At 38.8% G+C, this 18,849-nt stretch carries 7 protein-coding genes; all 7 read right to left on the bottom strand.

Annotated elements, in window-relative coordinates:
• Positions 1-126: 126 nt before the first annotated feature.
• The 7 genes from VB713_RS05290 to VB713_RS05260 all read right to left on the bottom strand — a co-directional run bounded on the left by VB713_RS05290 (position 127) and on the right by VB713_RS05260 (position 16,852).
• Positions 127-930, bottom strand: coding sequence for an SDR family oxidoreductase (locus VB713_RS05290; protein WP_323310533.1), 804 nt, complete (start codon positions 928-930; stop codon positions 127-129).
• A 159-nt stretch (positions 931-1,089) separates the two neighbouring features.
• Entirely contained in the window at positions 1,090-2,607 is a 1,518-nt protein-coding gene (locus VB713_RS05285) for a thioester reductase domain-containing protein (protein WP_323310532.1), read from the bottom strand.
• Between the two features lie 2 nt (positions 2,608-2,609).
• Positions 2,610-4,280: a PfaD family polyunsaturated fatty acid/polyketide biosynthesis protein gene (locus VB713_RS05280; protein WP_323310531.1), complete on the bottom strand. Its 1,671-nt coding sequence runs from the start codon at positions 4,278-4,280 to the stop codon at positions 2,610-2,612.
• Between the two features lie 248 nt (positions 4,281-4,528).
• Complete coding sequence (locus VB713_RS05275; RefSeq protein WP_323310530.1) at positions 4,529-7,870, bottom strand: type I polyketide synthase; 3,342 nt, start codon at positions 7,868-7,870, stop codon at positions 4,529-4,531.
• Positions 7,867-9,228 carry a polyketide synthase gene (locus VB713_RS05270; protein ID WP_323310529.1) on the bottom strand — a complete coding sequence of 454 codons (1,362 nt, stop codon included), beginning with the start codon at positions 9,226-9,228 and terminating at the stop codon, positions 7,867-7,869. The genes VB713_RS05275 and VB713_RS05270 overlap by 4 nt, the downstream gene beginning before the upstream one ends.
• 188 nt (positions 9,229-9,416) lie before the next feature.
• The gene (locus VB713_RS05265) at positions 9,417-11,147 is read right to left on the bottom strand and encodes an SDR family NAD(P)-dependent oxidoreductase (protein WP_323310528.1); all 1,731 of its coding nucleotides are present in this window, start codon (positions 11,145-11,147) and stop codon (positions 9,417-9,419) included.
• A gap of 311 nt (positions 11,148-11,458) precedes the next feature.
• Positions 11,459-16,852 carry a polyketide synthase gene (locus tag VB713_RS05260; protein WP_323310527.1) on the bottom strand — a complete coding sequence of 1,798 codons (5,394 nt, stop codon included), beginning with the start codon at positions 16,850-16,852 and terminating at the stop codon, positions 11,459-11,461.
• Between the last annotated feature and the right edge of the window lie 1,997 nt (positions 16,853-18,849).

Here is an 18,849-nt window from a genome sequence, read left to right as displayed (position 1 = left end):
ATATTGATGCACTAATATATTATTTTGTCAAGATAATTTAGATGCGTTTCCCCTGGGTAAAGCGACAGCATCATCCAACATTAGATTACATAAATTAAGAGTTATACTTTATTGAATTCACATTCTTTATTTATCTTCTTGCATAGTTCTGACAGTTCTTGTCACGAGCTTTCTAGGGAAAAATCCGACAATTTTAGCCAGTATTTTATTTAGCAGTCCGGGAATCACAATTGTTTTCCCTTGTATTAAGGCATCATAACCAATTTGGGCAACAGTTTTAGCATCCATCATCTTCTGACCCTTCACCAGTTTAGAATCTGCCATTCCTGTTCGTTCATGAAACGCAGAAACTGTTGAACCTGGACAAAGCACTGTCACCGTCACACCTGTACCTTCCAATTCATTAGCTATAGCTTCAGAAAAAGATAAAACATACGCTTTAGTTGCAAAATAAACTGCCATTAAAGGGCCTGGTTGAAAGGCAGCGGCAGAGGCAACATTTAATATTTTTCCCTGACCTTCCTTGACCATATTTTTGAGAAATAACTTAGTTAAATGAGTCAAACAAACTAAATTTACCTGCAACATTTCTAATTCAGTATTCAGATTTGTTTCATTAAATAAGCCATGAGTCCCAAATCCGGCATTATTCACCAGCACATCAACTTTAATATCTGCTTGTTGTAATTCTGTAAAAATTTCTTCAGGAGATGTTGATATAGATAAATCTTTGACAATAGTTTTGATAATAAGCTGAAATTTTTCCTGAAATTCAACTGCAATTTCTAGTAATTTTAACTCGTTTCTATCTACTAAAACAAGATTATAATTCTCGGCAGCAAAAATACAGGCTAATTCGTAGCCAATTCCACTGGCAGCACCAGTAATAAGAGCAGTTTTTTTATACTGTCCTTGATCTTTGATTTTCATAGCAAAAGTTTGGTGAATTTCACCACAAGTAATATCAGTTGAGTCTTGCTGAGTAAAGAGTGATAAATAAATAAAAATAGGTTGGCTAGAAATAAATTAATATTCTGACAACGTATTTATTACTGTTAACCACTCTTTCCCAGCATTGAATCACTATATTTAGGCAAGACTTAAGAAACCAGTCTGCATTAAATAGGAAGTGTAAGTGATTAATAATTGAGAATCAATTGGTGGACAAACAATAGAACTTCCCTGTAATGCTTCTAGAGTTTCTTGGCAACTAATAATTGGTCTTCTAGCTTGCAAATACAAATCAGGAATGGTTATTTGCTCATCAGACCAACGTTCTAATAAAAATGGTCGCAGAGTATATAAAGGATTGTCTTGAGATGTAACATTATTGATCAATGCTGCTTGCCATTGTTCGTAGGGAATCATCTCCAGTGAAAAACCAAAAGTACGTATCCATTCAACCAAAGATTTTAGAGAAGCTGGCTGGGGATGTTGTAAATGGAAGGCTTTACCAATAGATTTCTCTTGACGAGATAGATAAACAACAGCTTTGCTCACATAGTCTACAGGAGACATATCTAACATATAATCTACATCAGGGAAATATCCCATTTGTAGACAGCCTTTTATCATTAAATTGATAAAATCGTGGGTATTACAAATCCCTGTTTTGCTATCACCAGAAATCAAAGGTGGTCTGTAGATAGTAATAGGAAGTCCTCTGTCACCGGCAATTTTAACTAATTTTTCGGCTACCCATTTAGTTTGAGAGTAACCGAGAAAAATACCTTGCCAGTCCTGAAAATCATCCTGTTCTTGGACAATTTTACCCGCATAAGCAGTTGATTCAAAAACAGCAACACTGGAAACGTAATGTAGAGGCTTAACTTTAGTTTGACAAGCTAAACGCAAAACTTCTTGAGTTCCTAAAACATTAGCTGCTTTTAATGCTGAGTAAGGATACACATAATTCAGCAAAGCACCACTATGATAGATAACATCAATATTAGCAGCTAGATTTTGAAACTGTTCTGTACCAATACCCAAAAGTGGCTGTGCTAAATCACCAACAATGGGGATAATTCTAGAAGAATATTGATCCTCCCAAAGTGCATATTGCTGGAGATTTTTTGCTAATTTGCTCTTACCTTCGGCAATATCAGTAGCACGCACTAAGCAATAAATATTTGCTTGAGTTGCTTCTAGCAGTTCCTTAATTACAAAAGCACCTAAATAACCTGTTCCCCCAGTTAAAAAGATATTTTTGGGGTTACTGACAGAGACAACAGATATGGAACTGGGTTGAATAGTGGGGTCAAGGACAGCTTCAGCAGCTAAATCTAGAAAGGGAGGAGCAATATTTACAGCAGTAACTGTTCCAGTTTCAGAATCTTTTATTTGAGATTGTTTGGGAACTTCTTCAGCTAATCGTTCAGACAGTGAAGCAATAGTTGGGTAATGCCAAAGTAAAACAGGAGAAGGTTTAAAACCTAGTAATTGCTCCAATTTACTAATGATAATCATAGCTTGGGCTGAATCCAAACCATAATTTTCTAAATTTTCTTTGACATCAACTTCTTCTGGTGTGACTCCAATAACTTCAGCCAGATTAGACACCATGAATGCTTGAATATCTTCGGCAGTATAAGCAGGTTTTAAATTCATTTTTACATCTCCAATATAGAGCGAACTGGGTGATATTGACCGTAGTAATTAGGGATTTGCAAACCTTGAATTTTCAAGCTTTGAATGCGGTATAAAAAGGCTGTTCCTAACATGATGTGATGTGCAACATCAACCACATGACGATTATTAGGCTCTGCTAGATAGGAACCACGCACCCAGTCATTGAAACCACCCATAGCAGGACCGCACCAAATTTGATAATCGACTTCTCTTCCTTTTTCACCAGAACTAGACCAACGAGAGGATAGTCCTAAATACCAGCGAAAAATTAAAGCCATTTTTAGCTTAGGATTATTGACTGCTTTACCTAATTTTTCAGGATTTTTTTGAGATAAATAAGCAGCAGTTCCTTCCCAAACTTCAGCGATAGTTTTACGGAAGATTTGTTTTTCTATTTTTTCTTTTTCTGCAAGGGGAATATCTTCAATTGAGTCATAATTGCGGTATAGTTCATATAGTTTCTGCGCCCGCATTGGGAACATTGTTCCGCGTTTGAGAACTTGCAACTTGACTCCCATTTCAAACATATCTGCTGCTGGAGCCATCATCATATCAGCCATTTCTGCTTGGGCTAATAATTTTTTGGTATAATCACAAGCGCCAGATTCAATACAGGATTGATTAATTGAACCAGTGACTATATAAGCAGCACCCATCATAAAAGCAGCTAAGGCTGATTCTGGTGTACCAATTCCTCCAGCTACTCCTACTCTAATAGGTTTTTGATAATTATATTGTGCTTGAATTTCATCTCGCAAAGTAATGATTGATGGTAGTAAACAAACCAAAGGTCGATTATCTGTATGACCACCAGAATCGGCTTCAACGGTAATATCATCAGCCATTGGCACTTTGCTGGCAAGATTTGCTTGAAATTCAGTAATTAGTCCTTGCTGAATTAATTCTTTGAGAATTCTTGCAGGTGCTGGTTGCAAAAATTTAGTCGCAACTTCACGACGAGAAATTTTGGCAATGACTTTATTTTTAATTTCAATTTCATTGGCTGCATTTAAACTTAATCCAGCAACTCGATAATAAACAATGTTGGCAGTTAAGTCTAAAAATGCAGATGCTTCTACAGTTCTTACCTGATATTTGAGGTATAAATCTACTACGCGGCGTTCAGTAGCTGGTTCGTTAGGACTATGAATTAAATTAAAGGCATAAGGGCCATGAGGTAAGGCTTCTTGAATACGGTTGATAGCAGTTTCTATCCGGTCTGGAGTTAAACCACCTGCACCAAAAGAACCTAAAAGCTGCTCTTTTCCTAGTGCAATTACCATTTCTTCGGAAGCAATACCACCTGCCATTGCACCTGTCATGTAGGCAGATTTTACACCATAAGTAGTGAGAAAGTTGGGGTCGCCAAATTGTTGTAATCGCAATGGTGGAAGTGAGATTAAAAGTTCTGCTTGTGCTGAGGAACCGTTATCAGCAGGTGTTAAATAACCATCATTGGTAACACCAATGTTACCAGCTACTTTAAGAATGTAACAAGGTTTATCTAATGATAAAAATTTATCAATGATGGATTTTTGTTCAAAAGCGATACAATCTAATGAGCCTTTCCAAACTTGGTTTTGATGATTGGAGAAGGTGGAAAAAACAAGACCATTATCGTATTTATTTAGTACCGTATCGAGTGTTGTCACGGTAGTTGTTCCTCAAGTTGTAAACAATGGATTTGGAACGAGGAGTTTATACTGCCAACGGGTAAAATCTGAACTTATGTCATACTGAACGTAACGTAGTGCAGTGAAGTATCTCGGAGATTCTAGAGCCTACGGCACGCTACGCGAACACTTCGTTCAGAATGACACTTTTAAACCGTTTTTAGTATATCTCACGCAGAGACGCAGAGAAGGGGTTTGATATTTCTACGTCTCGGTGTGATATTTTATTATTTATTTTCGCTGAGTAGGGTTTGAGCGCAAGTTAATTGAAGTTGAATTATTTCGCTCATTTGTTGACTAAAATCTTGTCTGGACTGTAAGAAGCTAGTGTGTGCTTGTGTTAATTTTGAATTATTGGCACTCAGTTTTTGATACTGAGAAAGTTTTAAATCATTCATACTAATTGTGTGACTAGTTTCTTGAGTGATTAGAGGTGGGGTTAAGGTTGATTGGATATTTGGCTTTTGACTGCTAGTTAACTCTGAAGATTGTAATTGTTCTCTAGGTTTTAAACCGTTATCCATGATAGTTTTCATGGTAGTTTTTTCTGGTTGAGAGTAAATATCACTAGGGGCAATTTTTCCTGGAGGTTGTAGGGAATTGATGATTTTATACTCTGGATAATTGGAAGTTTTCTGCTGTTGCTTGATTTGACTAGCTTTTTGGAAAAGCTTACGGTTATCTTCATTCAAAATTGCAGCAGTTATGGAATTACCACCTAAGGTAATTTTTCTTAGAGTGGATTTTTTCTGTTTTGCAGTGGCTGAGGATAGGTTATAAAGTGGAGATAAATCCAAATGCACGCCATGACTAAGCAATTTTGCTAGTGCTTTGACAAGTGAACTATGATCATCTATTCCGCGTCGATTTAGGGATACGGTGATGTGTTCTTGATTGCTGAGATTTTTATCTATCCAACGAGAACAAATACCACCGGCACCTGCTTCAATAAATATTTTTGCTCCGTCAGCGTGGACACGATTAACTAAGCGGGGAAAGTCGAGTTGCTGACATAATCCTTTGGCAATGTTGTGAGCAATTTCTTGACTATTCAGTGTAGTTGGTTGATACTCAGCGGCGGAATAAAAAGTAATACCGGGGATGGTTTGTGCTGGTAAAGTGTAGAGTTTTTCCAGTTCTGGAGACTCTGAAGCCATTGCTTGACAATGAATTACATGATCAAAAGGAGCAGGAAAGGCATTACAACCAAGTGTTTTAATGACTCGTTCGCAAGCTGCTGTTTCACCGGCGATTAATACTTCTTCTGATGTATTAATCTGTGTTAAGTAAACGCGAGTTTCATTTTTTAAACATTCTCTGACCTGTGCTGGATTGGCCATGAGAACGTAATTGCTCCAGAAATTATTGTCTGATGTTGCGGAAGCTTTTGCTAGTCCCCAATGCTCACGCACAGCATTTTTAGGGCCGGATAATCTATCTCCAAATAAAGCTGATGAATTAAAGGTGTTACTAACTTCATAAAAATTGCTCCATACTCCTTGAGCAACCATCATGCTAGTTTCACCTAAGCTATATCCAAAGATATATTTGGGTTTGATTTGAAAATCATCGGTGATAATTGTGGAGATTAATCTGGTAAATAGCACTTCGGCTTCAAACATGGCCAGAGAATCATCGAACAATTTCTTTTCTAGAGTTTCTAGTTGTCGGGTTGATAATTTGCTCAGACTTCTGGGAAATACTAGTTTTTCAACATCCGCAGCACGTTCGTAAAGACTTTTGACAATTACATCATCGAAGGCTTTGGGAAATAAACGGAAGAGGGTGCGACCAATACCGAGATAAGAATTGACAGCGGCAGGATAAATATAGGCAATTTCTCCATCTTTTCCTAGTGGTTTAGGTGTAAAATAACTACCTATGGGAGTTTGCCAATCTTTGTTATTTTCAAAGGCATTAGCTACACCTTTTTTAGCTGAGTTAATTTCTTTGAGTAATTCTTTTTGGTTGCGTCCAGTGAGAGACAGTGTATATGTAGCTTCGGAATGCTGTTGAAATTTGACAAATGTTTGACTAGCAACATCTTTGAGGGAATCAGCATTTTCAATTGTTTGTTGCAAATTATCCAGTGCTGCAAATAAGCTAGACTGGTCATTAGCTGCAATGGGTAAGAGATGAAAAGGTCTTGATTCTAAATATCGACTGCTGCGTTCTGTTTGTTGGGTTTCTTCTGATAAAATTACATGGGCAAAAGTACCGTCACAGCCGATACTATTAATGGCGGAAATTCTGCATTTGACTTCTTTTTGTGAAAACCAAGGTCTGGATTCGGTGGCGACGTAGAAGGGACTACCTTCCCATAGTTGGGGTGTTTTGACACCAGACCAATTGGGGGTTCCGGGAATATATCTGTGGTAGAGACTCAGTGCGGTTTTAATTAAACTAGCTATTCCGGAAGCGACAAAAGTATGACCTATATTGGCTTTGACGCTACCGATAGCACAGTGTAAACCATCTCCTACTTGGGGATAAGCTTGGAGGATACCGTTAATTTCAGCTTGGTCTTCTGCGGGAATTCCACTACCGCAGACTTCTAAATAGTTGACTTCTGTGGGTTGGATACCTGCTTGTTGAAAAGCTTGGTTGCATACTTGAGTAATGGTAGCGCTATCTACCGCCATTGATGGAGATTGACCAATACTAATACCATTAATTACTGCATATATGCGTTGATTGTTCTGCAATGCTGTATCATGTCGTTTGAGAACAACGGCACCTGCACCTTCTCCTACATTCCAACCGTCGGCTTTTTCATCAAAACTTAAGGTATTGATGCCTGTATTGAGTTTTCCTAATTGGCTGCGAAGTAAAACGTTTTCGACACCACCAGCTAAGTCAACTGCACCCACAACTACTGCCTCAACTTCGTTGGTAGCTAGTAGCATTTCTGCTAGTTCTAAGGCTTTGAAAACGGCTGTTTCTACAGCACTAATGGTGAAGGAGGGGCCAGAGAAATTCCACAGGGAAGAAATGCGACTGGCCATAATGTTGGCAACATAACTGATAATTTCACCAAGATCAACTTGTGGGTGAATACTATCTTTAACTATGGTTTCTAGTTCGGCGATTTTTTCTGGTGGTAAGGCAATTTCTAAGCTATTTAAGCCGTCTTTAAGCTGCCAAGAGGAATTCCAACGCTGCTGTAATTGGTGTACAGATAGTTCTGTATCGGCAGCGATAATTATTGCTACATTAGCACCTGGGGATATGTTGGCATCTTTGAGGGCGCGATCGCACACTTTCAATAATAAAAGTTGTTGCGGGTTGATTTTTTCAACTTCGTTGGGGGGAATTTTGTAAGCTAAGGTATCAACTTCAAAATCGCTAATATACGCGCCATGCGGTGCTTTCCCGGCTTCTAACCCATACTTTTGCAGTAACTTTTCCTGCTCATTAATGCCATGCCATCTTTTTTCGGGGAGGGGAATAAAATGCTGTTTTCCGTCGTAAATGCTGCTCTCGAAAGCATCTAAATCGCTACATTCACCAAAAAAGGCATCCATACCGACGATAGCCATTTTTGCAGTCATATCTTTTTGAATACTCATTTGCTGACTTCCCCCTGTTCCAAAATTAAATGAGAGTTGGTTCCACCAAATCCAAATGCGCTTAAAGCTACGTGCTTAATTCCTTTACTCGGCCAAGGTGTGGCAGTTCTGACAATGTTTTGAGGCGAAATAACATTATGCTCAGAACCCATAGGTTCACTGATATCTATGGTTGCAGGAATAACACCGTGTGACATACCTAAAATCGTCTTTGTTATCCCCACCATGCCGGCAGCAACGAGTAAATGACCAACGTTAGTTTTAGCCGAACCCACCAAAGGCGTTGCTTGGTGTTGACCAAAAAAGCCTTCAACGGAGTTGCATTCTGTGGTATCTCCCAACAGAGTGCCGGTCGCGTGACACTCTAAATAATCAATAGTTTGGGGGTTAAGGTTAGCCTCAGCGTATGCTCTTTGGTACGCGAGAGTTTGTCCTTGAGCATTAGGACTGAGGAGGTGCTTACCTTTACCATCATTAGATAGACCATTACCGCAGATTGTTGCTAAAATGCGATCGCCATCTCGAACAGCATCACTGTATCTTTTCAGCATTACCATCCCAATTCCTTCGGAGGTAATCAACCCGCGTGATGCCTTATCTAGAGGACGACTAATGCCATTTTCTGGATATCCTTGAATACCGGAAAACAACATTCTTAAAAACAACGGATCTGCACAACTAATAGCACCAGCTAACATCAAATCAGCTTTACCAGATTGTAGATAATGGGATGCTAATTTAATGGCATAAAATGCTGATGAACAAGCAGCATCTATACAGCAATGAGTTCCAGAAAGAGAAAATGCACGGGAAATTATAGCAGCAGGTAAACCGCTCACCATAGCATTATAGGGAGATGCTTTAGCAGCAGTTAATGCACCACCTAAACGGAAGTCTTTTTCCTGTAAAAGTTCACCAATTGCAGGTTCCATTGTTTGCTGATAAAGAGGAGCAAACAATTGATTAGAAGCTTTGGTTGGTAAAGCCAGAGTTCCTAAAATTACGCCACATTTTGCAAGTGCAGTTTTATTTCCCCAATAACCACTTTGGATAATGGCTTGTTTGGCAGCATACAATGACCACTTAAAGGTATTGTCTAAGCTTTCTACAAATACCCCAGGTAAATTGTACTCACTAGCATCAAACTTAAAGTCACGGATAAATCCACCTTTGAGAAAGTAGAATTTTTCCGGTTTACCTTTTTCAGAATCGTAGAATATAGCAGGATCAATTCCCAAATCCGCTACACTTAATGGTGATATAGAATCTTTTTCTTCGGTGAGATTCTGCCAAAATTCCTCAGGATTTTTAGCATCGGGAAAGAGGCAAGATAACCCGATAATAGCTATTTTTTCCACTCTTGAAATCCTCGTTGGGGCATAAGACGTTGTTTAGGATTTACGCTATTCCCCCAATCGCGGTTTTTTGTGTAGGTTGGGGTTGACGCAAGAAAACCCAACATTGTGTGAAAGGGAACCGTTAAGAGTTCTCTATTCCTTTCTTGGTTAATTTGTTGGGTTGCACTGTCGCTTAACCCAACCTACTATTACTTCTTATTTAACGTTTTCATTGGCCAAATAACTGCCTTTGCTCCTAATATTCGTGAATATATTTTTCCTTCACGATCATGGATAATAAAATTGACAGTTGCACCAGTATCTGTTTTAGCTTTGACTTCACAGGAAACATAAAATGGGATATTGAATGGCACAGCCAAATATTGTTCACAGTATGTTAATTGTCCTGGTAAACAAACTTCTTGATGTACATGATTTAACCATAACCATAGGGTTTGGGTACTCAAATCAATTATGTAAGGATTATGCCATTTAACGGGAAATTGTCCCTGTTGTTTAGCTGTGATTTCTTGCCAACAACATTCGGCTGTCAGCTTTTCTGAACTAATGTTTAAAATTCTGGTGATTTCTTGAAAAGCTGGGCCATGAAATAAGGACAAATCACCATTTTGATAAAATCCTTTACCAGTGGTAGTGACGATATTATCTTCTCTGAGATCCATTGATTCATAAATGGGTGCTTCTGGCATATTTTTTACCAGTTTGATCAGAGAGCTAAAATGATAAAGAGTTCTTCCTTCAGGAGTTTTACTCAATATTTTGGTTTGGAATTCAACAAAGTCACCCTCGCTTTTAGCTACTTCTTGTATTTCTAAAATATGTTCATCTGCCAAGGTTGAGTTAAAAGTAATTCCCTTCAAAACCTTGAAGTCTTGGCAACTGAAATATGTATAACCTGGATAAATTTCTTCACAACCATTAACCATCCATGATTTAGCACAGGTAGCTGGTAATACTGGTGAACCAGCAATTGTATGATCACACAAAAATGGATTTTCGGCTAATGTCATCCGTCGGCGAATACGGTAGCTGCGGAGTTCGGAGCCTAAAGGCATCGCCGGGGGAATCATGGTGCTACCAATGACAATTTGTGTATTATCTTGATAAGCGGGATACAGTTCATTAACTAACATTTGTGTACCAACTTCTAGAGGAATAATGCTAATTCCTCTTTCAGCAAATGCTTTTTTTAGTTGTGGTGTCACCATACCACTATCCCAACCACCCCAATTAATTGCAACTACATGAGAGTTTGGGTAATCTTTCTTAAATTGGTGGGCTGATTTGTTGAGAATTTCGTTAGCAATTGCATAATCACTTTGACCAATATTCCCATAAAAACCAGTCACGGAAGAAAATAAAACTAAATGCTGTAATTGCTGAGGATTAACACAAGAGAGTAAATTTTGTAGTCCTTGAACTTTGGCGTTGTAAACCTTTTCAAAGTCTTCTTGTGTTTTCTTTTCAATTAATTTATCAGCTAAATTACCAGCACCGTGAATAATGCCTGTAATTTGTCCAAGTTTTTGAGATACGGCTTTGAGTTTTTCTTGCAAAGCTACTGTATCAGTTACATCGACGCTGATATATTCTGCCTTTGCACCTGCTGCGGCAATTGCCTCTAAGGTCTTTTTGATTTCTCGGCTAGAATTAATTTGATTAAATATCTTTTGTACCATCATGGGTGTTGGTTTCTCGCCTTGAGAAATTAGATTTTCCATGATGCGTTTTTTCAAGGCAGAATCGTCTAAACAATCACGAGCATATTCTGGTTCTGTGGTGATTTCAGAACGACCTAAAAGAATAAATTGACAAGGTTGGTTTTGTGCTAATTTAATTGTGCATTGTGCTGTGATTCCCTTGGCTCCACCACTGACAACAAAGACAGATGATGGACTAACTTGAAGTGTTGCTGTCATAATTCCTCAAAAATTTAATTTTCCGAGTGCTGATTAAAAAAAAGAATTGTGTTTCGCGCAAAGACGCAAAGGAGCAAAGTTTTAGATTTTGAATTTTCTAATTTATTCTGCTAATTCAGCGATGCCAATAAATTTATGTGAATTTATGATTTACTCACGCAGAGGCACAGAGAGTAAGATGAGAGTTTTTACAGCAATTTTTATGTATTTATACTACACTCTGAGTTAATATATTTCTTCCTTTGCTTCTTTGCGTCTTTGCGCGAAACACAATTCTTTTTTTGTGAGGTGGGCATTGCCCACCCTACTGGTTATTCGGGTTTAGCTACGAGGGTGACTCTTCCTTGAGAACTATAGCCAACTTCACCTATATATCTGTTGGAATCATGCAGTTCAGCAACTATATATTCTGCTGATTGGTGAGGATCTAAGGTGGGGTTTAAGTCTATTGCTCTGAAGAAGACTTTTGGCCATTCCCATCTCAAACTTTTGGTTAATCCAAATAATCCTGCACTGATAATGCTGAAGTTTTCTGTGTGGTTTAATCCAAATGCGCCGTCGAGATGGGCTACTGTGCAGAAGCTAACTCTTCCTTCTAAATCGGCGGCTGCGTTTAAGGTTGGTTTGAGATGTTTCGCCATCAAAAATACTTGTTTGACGATCGCTTTCTCAATTTCTAAGCAGGAGTGCTGGTTTGGGTTTGCGGCGTTGAGTTGTGGATGTAAGTGAATGAATGCCCCAATTTTTCCATGTTTGGCACTGATGCTTTGTAGTAGTAGTTGCAAATGTTCTTCACTCATGTTTGCCAAGGTAACGCGGGTAACGCCTACTGGTAATGGCAATTGTTCTGCAACTAATGATTGGGGGAAACTGAGAACTACTACTTTCCAGCCTTGTTCTATGAGGGCGTGGGCTAGTTTGGTGGTGGTGAGGGAACCATCATCGGTGATTAAGGCGATGTGTCCCTCTGGTAGTTTGCATTCCCAAAAATCCGGTCTGGGTATGCTTTTTAGTTTTACAGGACGACGGGGGAGATTTGGGTCTACTATTGGTGGTGGGGTTAAATCCACCACTTCTGGGAGGGTAAGAGGGCGGGGAGATTCCGCTTCTACCGGGTTAAAATCAGGGTTTTTTTTTTCGCCTCCCGCCAGCTTTTGGAGGTAGTCTACAATTTGTCCAATTGTTCGTAGGTCGCCTAGTTCTTCTATGTTTGGTTTGGGTAAGTCGGGGTATGTTTCTTGCATTGCACCCAAGATTTCTACCCGTTTGATGGAATCAATCCCTAGGTCGGCTTCCATGTCCATGTCGAGTTCTAACATTTCGACTGGGTAGCCTGTTTTCTCGCTGGTGATGTTTAACAGGGTTTGTCCTAAATCGGCGTATTCGTTGCTAGGGACTGGGGATTGGGGACTGAGGACTAGGGATTGGGGACTGGGGACTGGGGACTGGGGACTGGGGACTAGGGACTGGGGACTGGGAAGAGGTAATTCTTCCTCCACTTTCTTCTCTGTCACCTGTATTTCTTCTGTCACCTGTAACCTGTTACCTGTCACCTGTTTTTGCAGATACTCGACGACTTGACCAATGGTGCGTTTTTCAGATAGTTCTTCTAAGTTTGGTTTGGGTAGGTTGGGGTATAACTCTTGCAACCCTCCTAAGATTTCTACTCGTTTGATGGAATCAATCCCTAAGTCGGCTTCCATGTCCATGTCAAGTTCTAACATTTCGATGGGATAGCCTGTTTTTTCGCTGGTGATGGCTAGGAGGTTGTTACCTATGTCTTCAATATTTAGGTTGGTGGTTGCTGGTTCTACAATTAAGGCTACAGGTGCTACCGGCTCAGGTTGAGTTTCAATAACTGGGGTAGGTTCTGCAATTTGAGGGGTGGGAATGGCTGCGATTACGGGTGCGGCTTTTTCAACTACTGGTTCTATTACTGGCTGAGGTTCTACTATTTTGGCGATTGGCGGAACAACTGTTTCTGTAATAGTTGGTTCTGGGGACATTAACTCCCGCAGACTGTTGGTGTGTGTCTCTGTGAGTTGGGGAGGAATTACAGGTTGAGTTGTGTCTGTACCAGCAATTAGTAGTGAGTATTCTTGTTGAATGAGTTGGAAAAAGTTTTTGGTGTATTCTACTTGTTCTTGTAGATATTGTTCATGAATGCGGAGGGTTTCACTTTGTTGGTTGTGAAACTGCATCATGCTGCGCTCAAAGGTTTCCATCACAACTTGTTTAAGTTGGGCGGTTTCTGAAGTTTGACTATTTGTAAATAGGGCGTTTTGTTGTTGCATCAGTTGGAAAAACGTTTTGGCGTATTCCATTTGATGACTGAGGTAAGTTCCGTGAATCTCTAAGTTGTCGCCTTGGTTGTGCTGAAATTGGTTCAATAGCTTTTCTAAACTTTCCAGAACCTGTTGGAAATTCATATTTTTATCTGGTGTTTCCATTTTCCCTCCTGGACGCTGTGCAACTGCATAACGTGCTGTAGTAGGTAATAATTCTTGAATGGCTTGATTTGAATGATTCGCAGGAGTCATCTGAGGCTGTAGGGGGGTACTAATTACAGGCGTTTTTTTGTGTCCGTTACCGTTATGACCATTAGTAGAAGGAGTTGGGAGTACTGAGTTAGGAGTAGGAAGTTGGGAGTTTTGAGTTTCTGCACTCTTAAATTCCTGAACTCCTTTAACTTGGAAACCATCCTGTAGGGCTTCAGTGAAGGCGTTTCTGGTTTTTTCGGAAACGTAGTTAATACCGTTTAATTTGACGCTTAAGGTCTTTTTGGTGGAAGTTGGGGGGATAACTGGAAGTAGTTGATAGGGGTCAAGATTGCTCAAAGCCATACCCATAACGCGGAGTTGGATGGCGGCTTCTTTGAGAGAGCGATCGCTGTTTTTCTTGGCGCTGGGATTGAGGGAGACGGTAAGATGGGGGCGATCGCCTAAAATGTCTTTAACTAAGTTGGTGAGAATCCGCTTGGGGCCGAATTCTACGAAGCAGTAACCACCAGCAGCATAGATGTTTTCAATCTCTTGCTTGAACATCACTGAACTGGAAAGGTGTCCTTCCAAAACCCTTTGGATTCCTGATGGTTCTTGGGGGTATTGTTTGCCGGTGACGTTGCTGAAAACGGGAACTTTGGGATTTTGGAAATCGACTGACTTGGTAGCGATCGCAAATGATTTTTGAGCAAATGCAATCAAAGGGGTGTGGAAAGCAGCAGAAACGGGTAATAATACCGCCCCATAGCCTAATTCCTCAAACTTTTGCTGAATTTTCTTAATTTCCGCCGTTGCCCCAGCCAGGACAACTTGAGTGGGAGAATTAAAATTAGCGATCGCAACTTGAGGAAACTGCTTCAGCACCGCTTCCACTTTGGTGATATCTTCCTTCACCGCCAACATACTACCCGCATCATGGTCTGGGTCTTTCGGTGCAGCCATCGCTTGACCTCTAGACTTAACCAAGAACAAATAATCTTCCTCAGTTAATACCCCAGCCGCCCACAAAGCCGTCAATTCACCAAAACTATGTCCGGCGGTAAAATCTGACTTAAACCCAGCTTGCTGGAAGATAGAATACAAACCTGCACTAAAAACCCCAATTGCAGGTTGAGCATATTCAGTTCTTTGCAAAGCTGCAATTTGAGCAGTTTTTTCCTCTTCCTCAAAAGTTGGATGGGGGAAAACAATTTCCGAAATTGGCTGCAAATTATCCTTAATTAACAACCCGTCCATTTGTCCATACAGACGACGCAAAGTCGGGAAATTCATCACCGCTTCTCTACCCATTTCCAGGTATTGAGAACCTTGTCCAGAGAATAAAGCCACAACTTTTCCGTCTAATTTCATCCCCGAAGAACGGTAATAAATACCTTGAGGATGTTCCCAAGCAACTGCTGACTGCTTATTTTTTAGTAAATCAATACTAACTTTCAGTAACTTACAAGCTTCTGGCAGATTCTCCGCGACAAAACCAATTCTGGCAGCAGTTTGAGGAATATTTACAGCTTGTGATTCTTGGATGAATTGAGAATAATATCTTTCTCCCTCGTTAGATTGCAAATTATTGAAAGTTGCTTCTAACTTGTTGATTAATTCACTGGGATTGGCAGCAAATAATAACATTTCACTAGCCGCATTATGTAAACGATAAGCCTGTTTTTGTTCCGCTTCGTATTCTTCCAAAACAACGTGATAATTAGTTCCACCAAAACCAAAGGAACTCACCCCAGCACGTCTTGGTGCTTCCCCTTCTGCCTTAATCCAAGGTCTAGTTTCAGTGTTCAAATAAAACGATGAATTTTGAATATCTAGTTTAGGATTTGGTTCAGTAATATTGATAGTTGGGGGCAGAATTTTGTGATGTAAAGCCAACGCAGTTTTAATTAAACTTGCTGCACCTGCTGCGGCTTTTGTATGTCCAATTTGCGATTTTACACTACCCAACGCAATATGCTGTTTTTTATTGTCATGCTGAGTAAAGTAATCTCGCAAAGACCCGAATTCTGTCGGATCTCCAGCCATTGTTCCTGTACCATGTGCTTCCATCAAACCCACAGTAGCGGGAGAAAAACCAGCATCTTTGTAAGCACGTTCTAAGGCTTTAACTTGTCCTTCTTTACGGGGAGCATAAATACTCTTATAACGTCCATCGCTAGAAGTACCAATACCTTTAATAACAGCATAGATTTTATCACCATCTCGTTCGGCATCTTCGAGACGTTTTAACACAATCATGCCGATACCTTCACCTAACATCATCCCGTCAGATTTAGCATCGAAAGGTTTGACATTATCGCTGGGAGTAACAGCAGGAGTTTTGCTAAAAGAAATGTAAGCCATGATGGAGTTATCGGTGTCTACACCACCAGTCAGCATCATATCGCTACGATATTCAATTAGCTCACTGATGGCCATTTTTAAAGCACCAAATGAACTAGCACAAGCCGCATCAACGACGCAATTTGTCCCACCAAAGTTGAGCCGATTGGCAATTCTTCCCGCCACCACATTTGCTAACATTCCAGGGAAAGCATTTTCATCCCATTTAATATAAGCAGTTTTGATTTTATCGACAATTACTTTAGTGTCTTCGTCAGATAAACCACTGCTTTTGAGAACTTTTTCCCAAATCGGATATTCTAATCTGGCTGATAGAGGTATTCCTAATTGCTTGGCTTGTGCTACACCTAATATTACCCCCACATTCTCGCGGCTAAATTCACGAGATTCACTATAACCAGCATCTTCCATTGCTTCTTTCGCAACTACTAAACTTAATAGTTGTGATACATCAGTAACTTCTAAAATGCTGGGAGGGATACCAAATTCCATCGGATTAAAATCAACTTCGGGGATAAATCCACCGCGTTTACAATAGGTTTTATCCTCTGGAGTTCTGGGATTAGGATCGTAGTAATCTTTGATGCTCCAATGTGTATCAGGAACATCAGTAATACAGTCAGTTTTATTAACAATATTGCGCCAATATTCCCGCAAATTTCTGGCTTTTGGTAATAAAGATGCCATGCCGACAATCGCTATCGGATTTTGTTGCAGTTGTCTGTTAATTTTGTTAGTAGATATTGACGTTTCTGATTTCATTTGTTTTTCCTCTATAAACCTAATCAAATCCTTTTCACAACTGTTAATAAGGCTCTCTAACTCCGACAAGGCAGTATTAATTGAAGAAGCAGATATCATGGCATAGACTAATTTTGAGTACTGTGAATTGTTTAGTTACAGTAAATTCTGTTGCCTAAAAGTGATGAAGCCACCTCTTTTTATCAGCAGTTAGCTATCCTATCTGCGTAATAACAAAGGTTTTTTCCCAGTCAACACCACATAGTAAATCCTGCCTTAACTGAAAATCTAAATAATTGGTATTTTGGGTTTTTGAGGCGATTTGGAAACACTGTACTGCTGTAAAAATACTATACAAAGTTGTCTTCCCTTTTCTTCTTTTGTCAGAGACGCTATGCTTAAAGCCTGTGGCATATCCCAAAGGATGAGTCTATCTACAGGACTTACAAAATGCTACACAAACAACTCTTGATATTGTGGAAGCTGGTAAAAAATTCTGGACTTGTTTTAGGTACTAAATTAGTGAATCGTATCCAATCATCATGGTAAGGATTTTGAGTGATTTTATGCCAATGGCATAAAAGAAAGTGAGGAGTAGATTTGAAAATAGAAATGTGTATTTTTTCTCACCATTTGGATGATTCAGCTTCACTACAGAAACGTAATTAGTGTTAATTATAACGTTATCTGTTTTGATAAATACCATCGCTAGTTTCACTGTCCAGGATAATATATTGTATGCGATTCAACCAATAAAAGCTGCCAAGTTCGTTACAGAAATAACACCACATTTAATCTCAATCCATGTAACCAGAAAAAATACTTAAACGTTTTTCTTTGCCTCATCATATAGCTCTATTTTAGTATTTTTTCCTTTGTACTTTCCATTAATTAACTAATGTTTTGGAGCTTTTAAACATTGAATTAATACAAAGACTAGCACAGCTTATAGAAATTGAATAGTTCATTTAAAGTAAGTTTAGGAAAAAATATTTTGTTAATTTACTCAATTTTAAAAGACTAATCCATATAATCGTATAATCCTTGACTAAGTTTTGTACAGTTTGAGTTTTAGCGATTCCGTGTGTTCTAGCGGTTTTTCATTGAAAAATAAAGCTTTATCGCTAGATTGTCTAGAAAATCACAAATCATTAAATACACATCTGATTCTTTTGAACATAAACATCTTTTTTTCAGAGAAACATCATAATTCGGGTTTATTTTTTGATGAATTTATAAAATAACTCAGTTTAATACTCAAAGTAGTTATTTATAAAGCAAATATTAATTTAGCCTATGTGATGACTTCAACATCAGCGATCTAACTTGTGAGGAAATCTGTATATTTAACCATAATCAAGGATTATTTGCTAAGAAAAATACAGATTTAATAGTTGATTTATGAGCTTCTAATGTAATACCCCATCAGCAATAGATAGTTTTAGTTGAGGTTTTAAGTACAAATATGATTTCTATTCATGTGTCAAGGTATTTGGATTTATTTAGTTGACAAAATCAAAGTTTTTTGGCAAAATTAAATATAAGTTTATCCAGTGTTTTCTAGATCATTACAACAGAGCTTCATTACATCTAGGAATTGAAATTTTAAATTAGCGCTAAGGTATTTTACGCTACTTTATAAAATTCCCAGCAAGGATAAAACTAAGGATACTCGAAAGTAATATTACTGTTGATTTAGCTGCTGTTTATGTTATCTTTGGCAGCTACTCAGTCTAACAACAATTCATAACCTAAGAATTCAGGAGTCAGGAGTCAGAAGTCAGAATGCTTATGAAATGAAGAATAGAGAGCAGTAAGATTTTATCAAAATCATCAAATTTGACTAAAAAGCCTTTATTCTCCTGACTTGGAGTATTCTCTATCCTGAATACTTACTACAAAACTAATTAGGCTTATCCACTTGCGGACACTAAAACTATTCAGGATAAGTTTTTTAGGTAATCTGCGGAGCAGTCTATGATCAATGATTCATTGATGGTAAAGACCCCCAGATTTATCCGTGGAATCAATCCCAAATCCTTCGACTAACGCGGTAGTTAAGCTTGTCGAAACTCCCACGAAATCTAAAATCCAAAATTGTCTGAAATTGAATTGAT

Origin of the sequence: Anabaena cylindrica UHCC 0172, assembly GCF_034931625.1 — a bacterium.
GTDB lineage: Bacteria > Cyanobacteriota > Cyanobacteriia > Cyanobacteriales > Nostocaceae > Anabaena > Anabaena cylindrica_A.
Note: the sequence above shows the minus strand (reverse complement) of the source record. Positions and strands in the feature narration are given on the sequence as shown.

Coding starts and splice junctions, on each gene's coding strand:
- VB713_RS05290 (WP_323310533.1), bottom strand. CDS start 930: ATGAAAATCAAAGATCAAGGACAGTATAAAAAAACTGCTCTTATTACT.
- VB713_RS05285 (WP_323310532.1), bottom strand. CDS start 2,607: ATGAATTTAAAACCTGCTTATACTGCCGAAGATATTCAAGCATTCATG.
- VB713_RS05275 (WP_323310530.1), bottom strand. CDS start 7,870: ATGAGTATTCAAAAAGATATGACTGCAAAAATGGCTATCGTCGGTATG.
- VB713_RS05265 (WP_323310528.1), bottom strand. CDS start 11,147: ATGACAGCAACACTTCAAGTTAGTCCATCATCTGTCTTTGTTGTCAGT.
- VB713_RS05260 (WP_323310527.1), bottom strand. CDS start 16,852: ATGATATCTGCTTCTTCAATTAATACTGCCTTGTCGGAGTTAGAGAGC.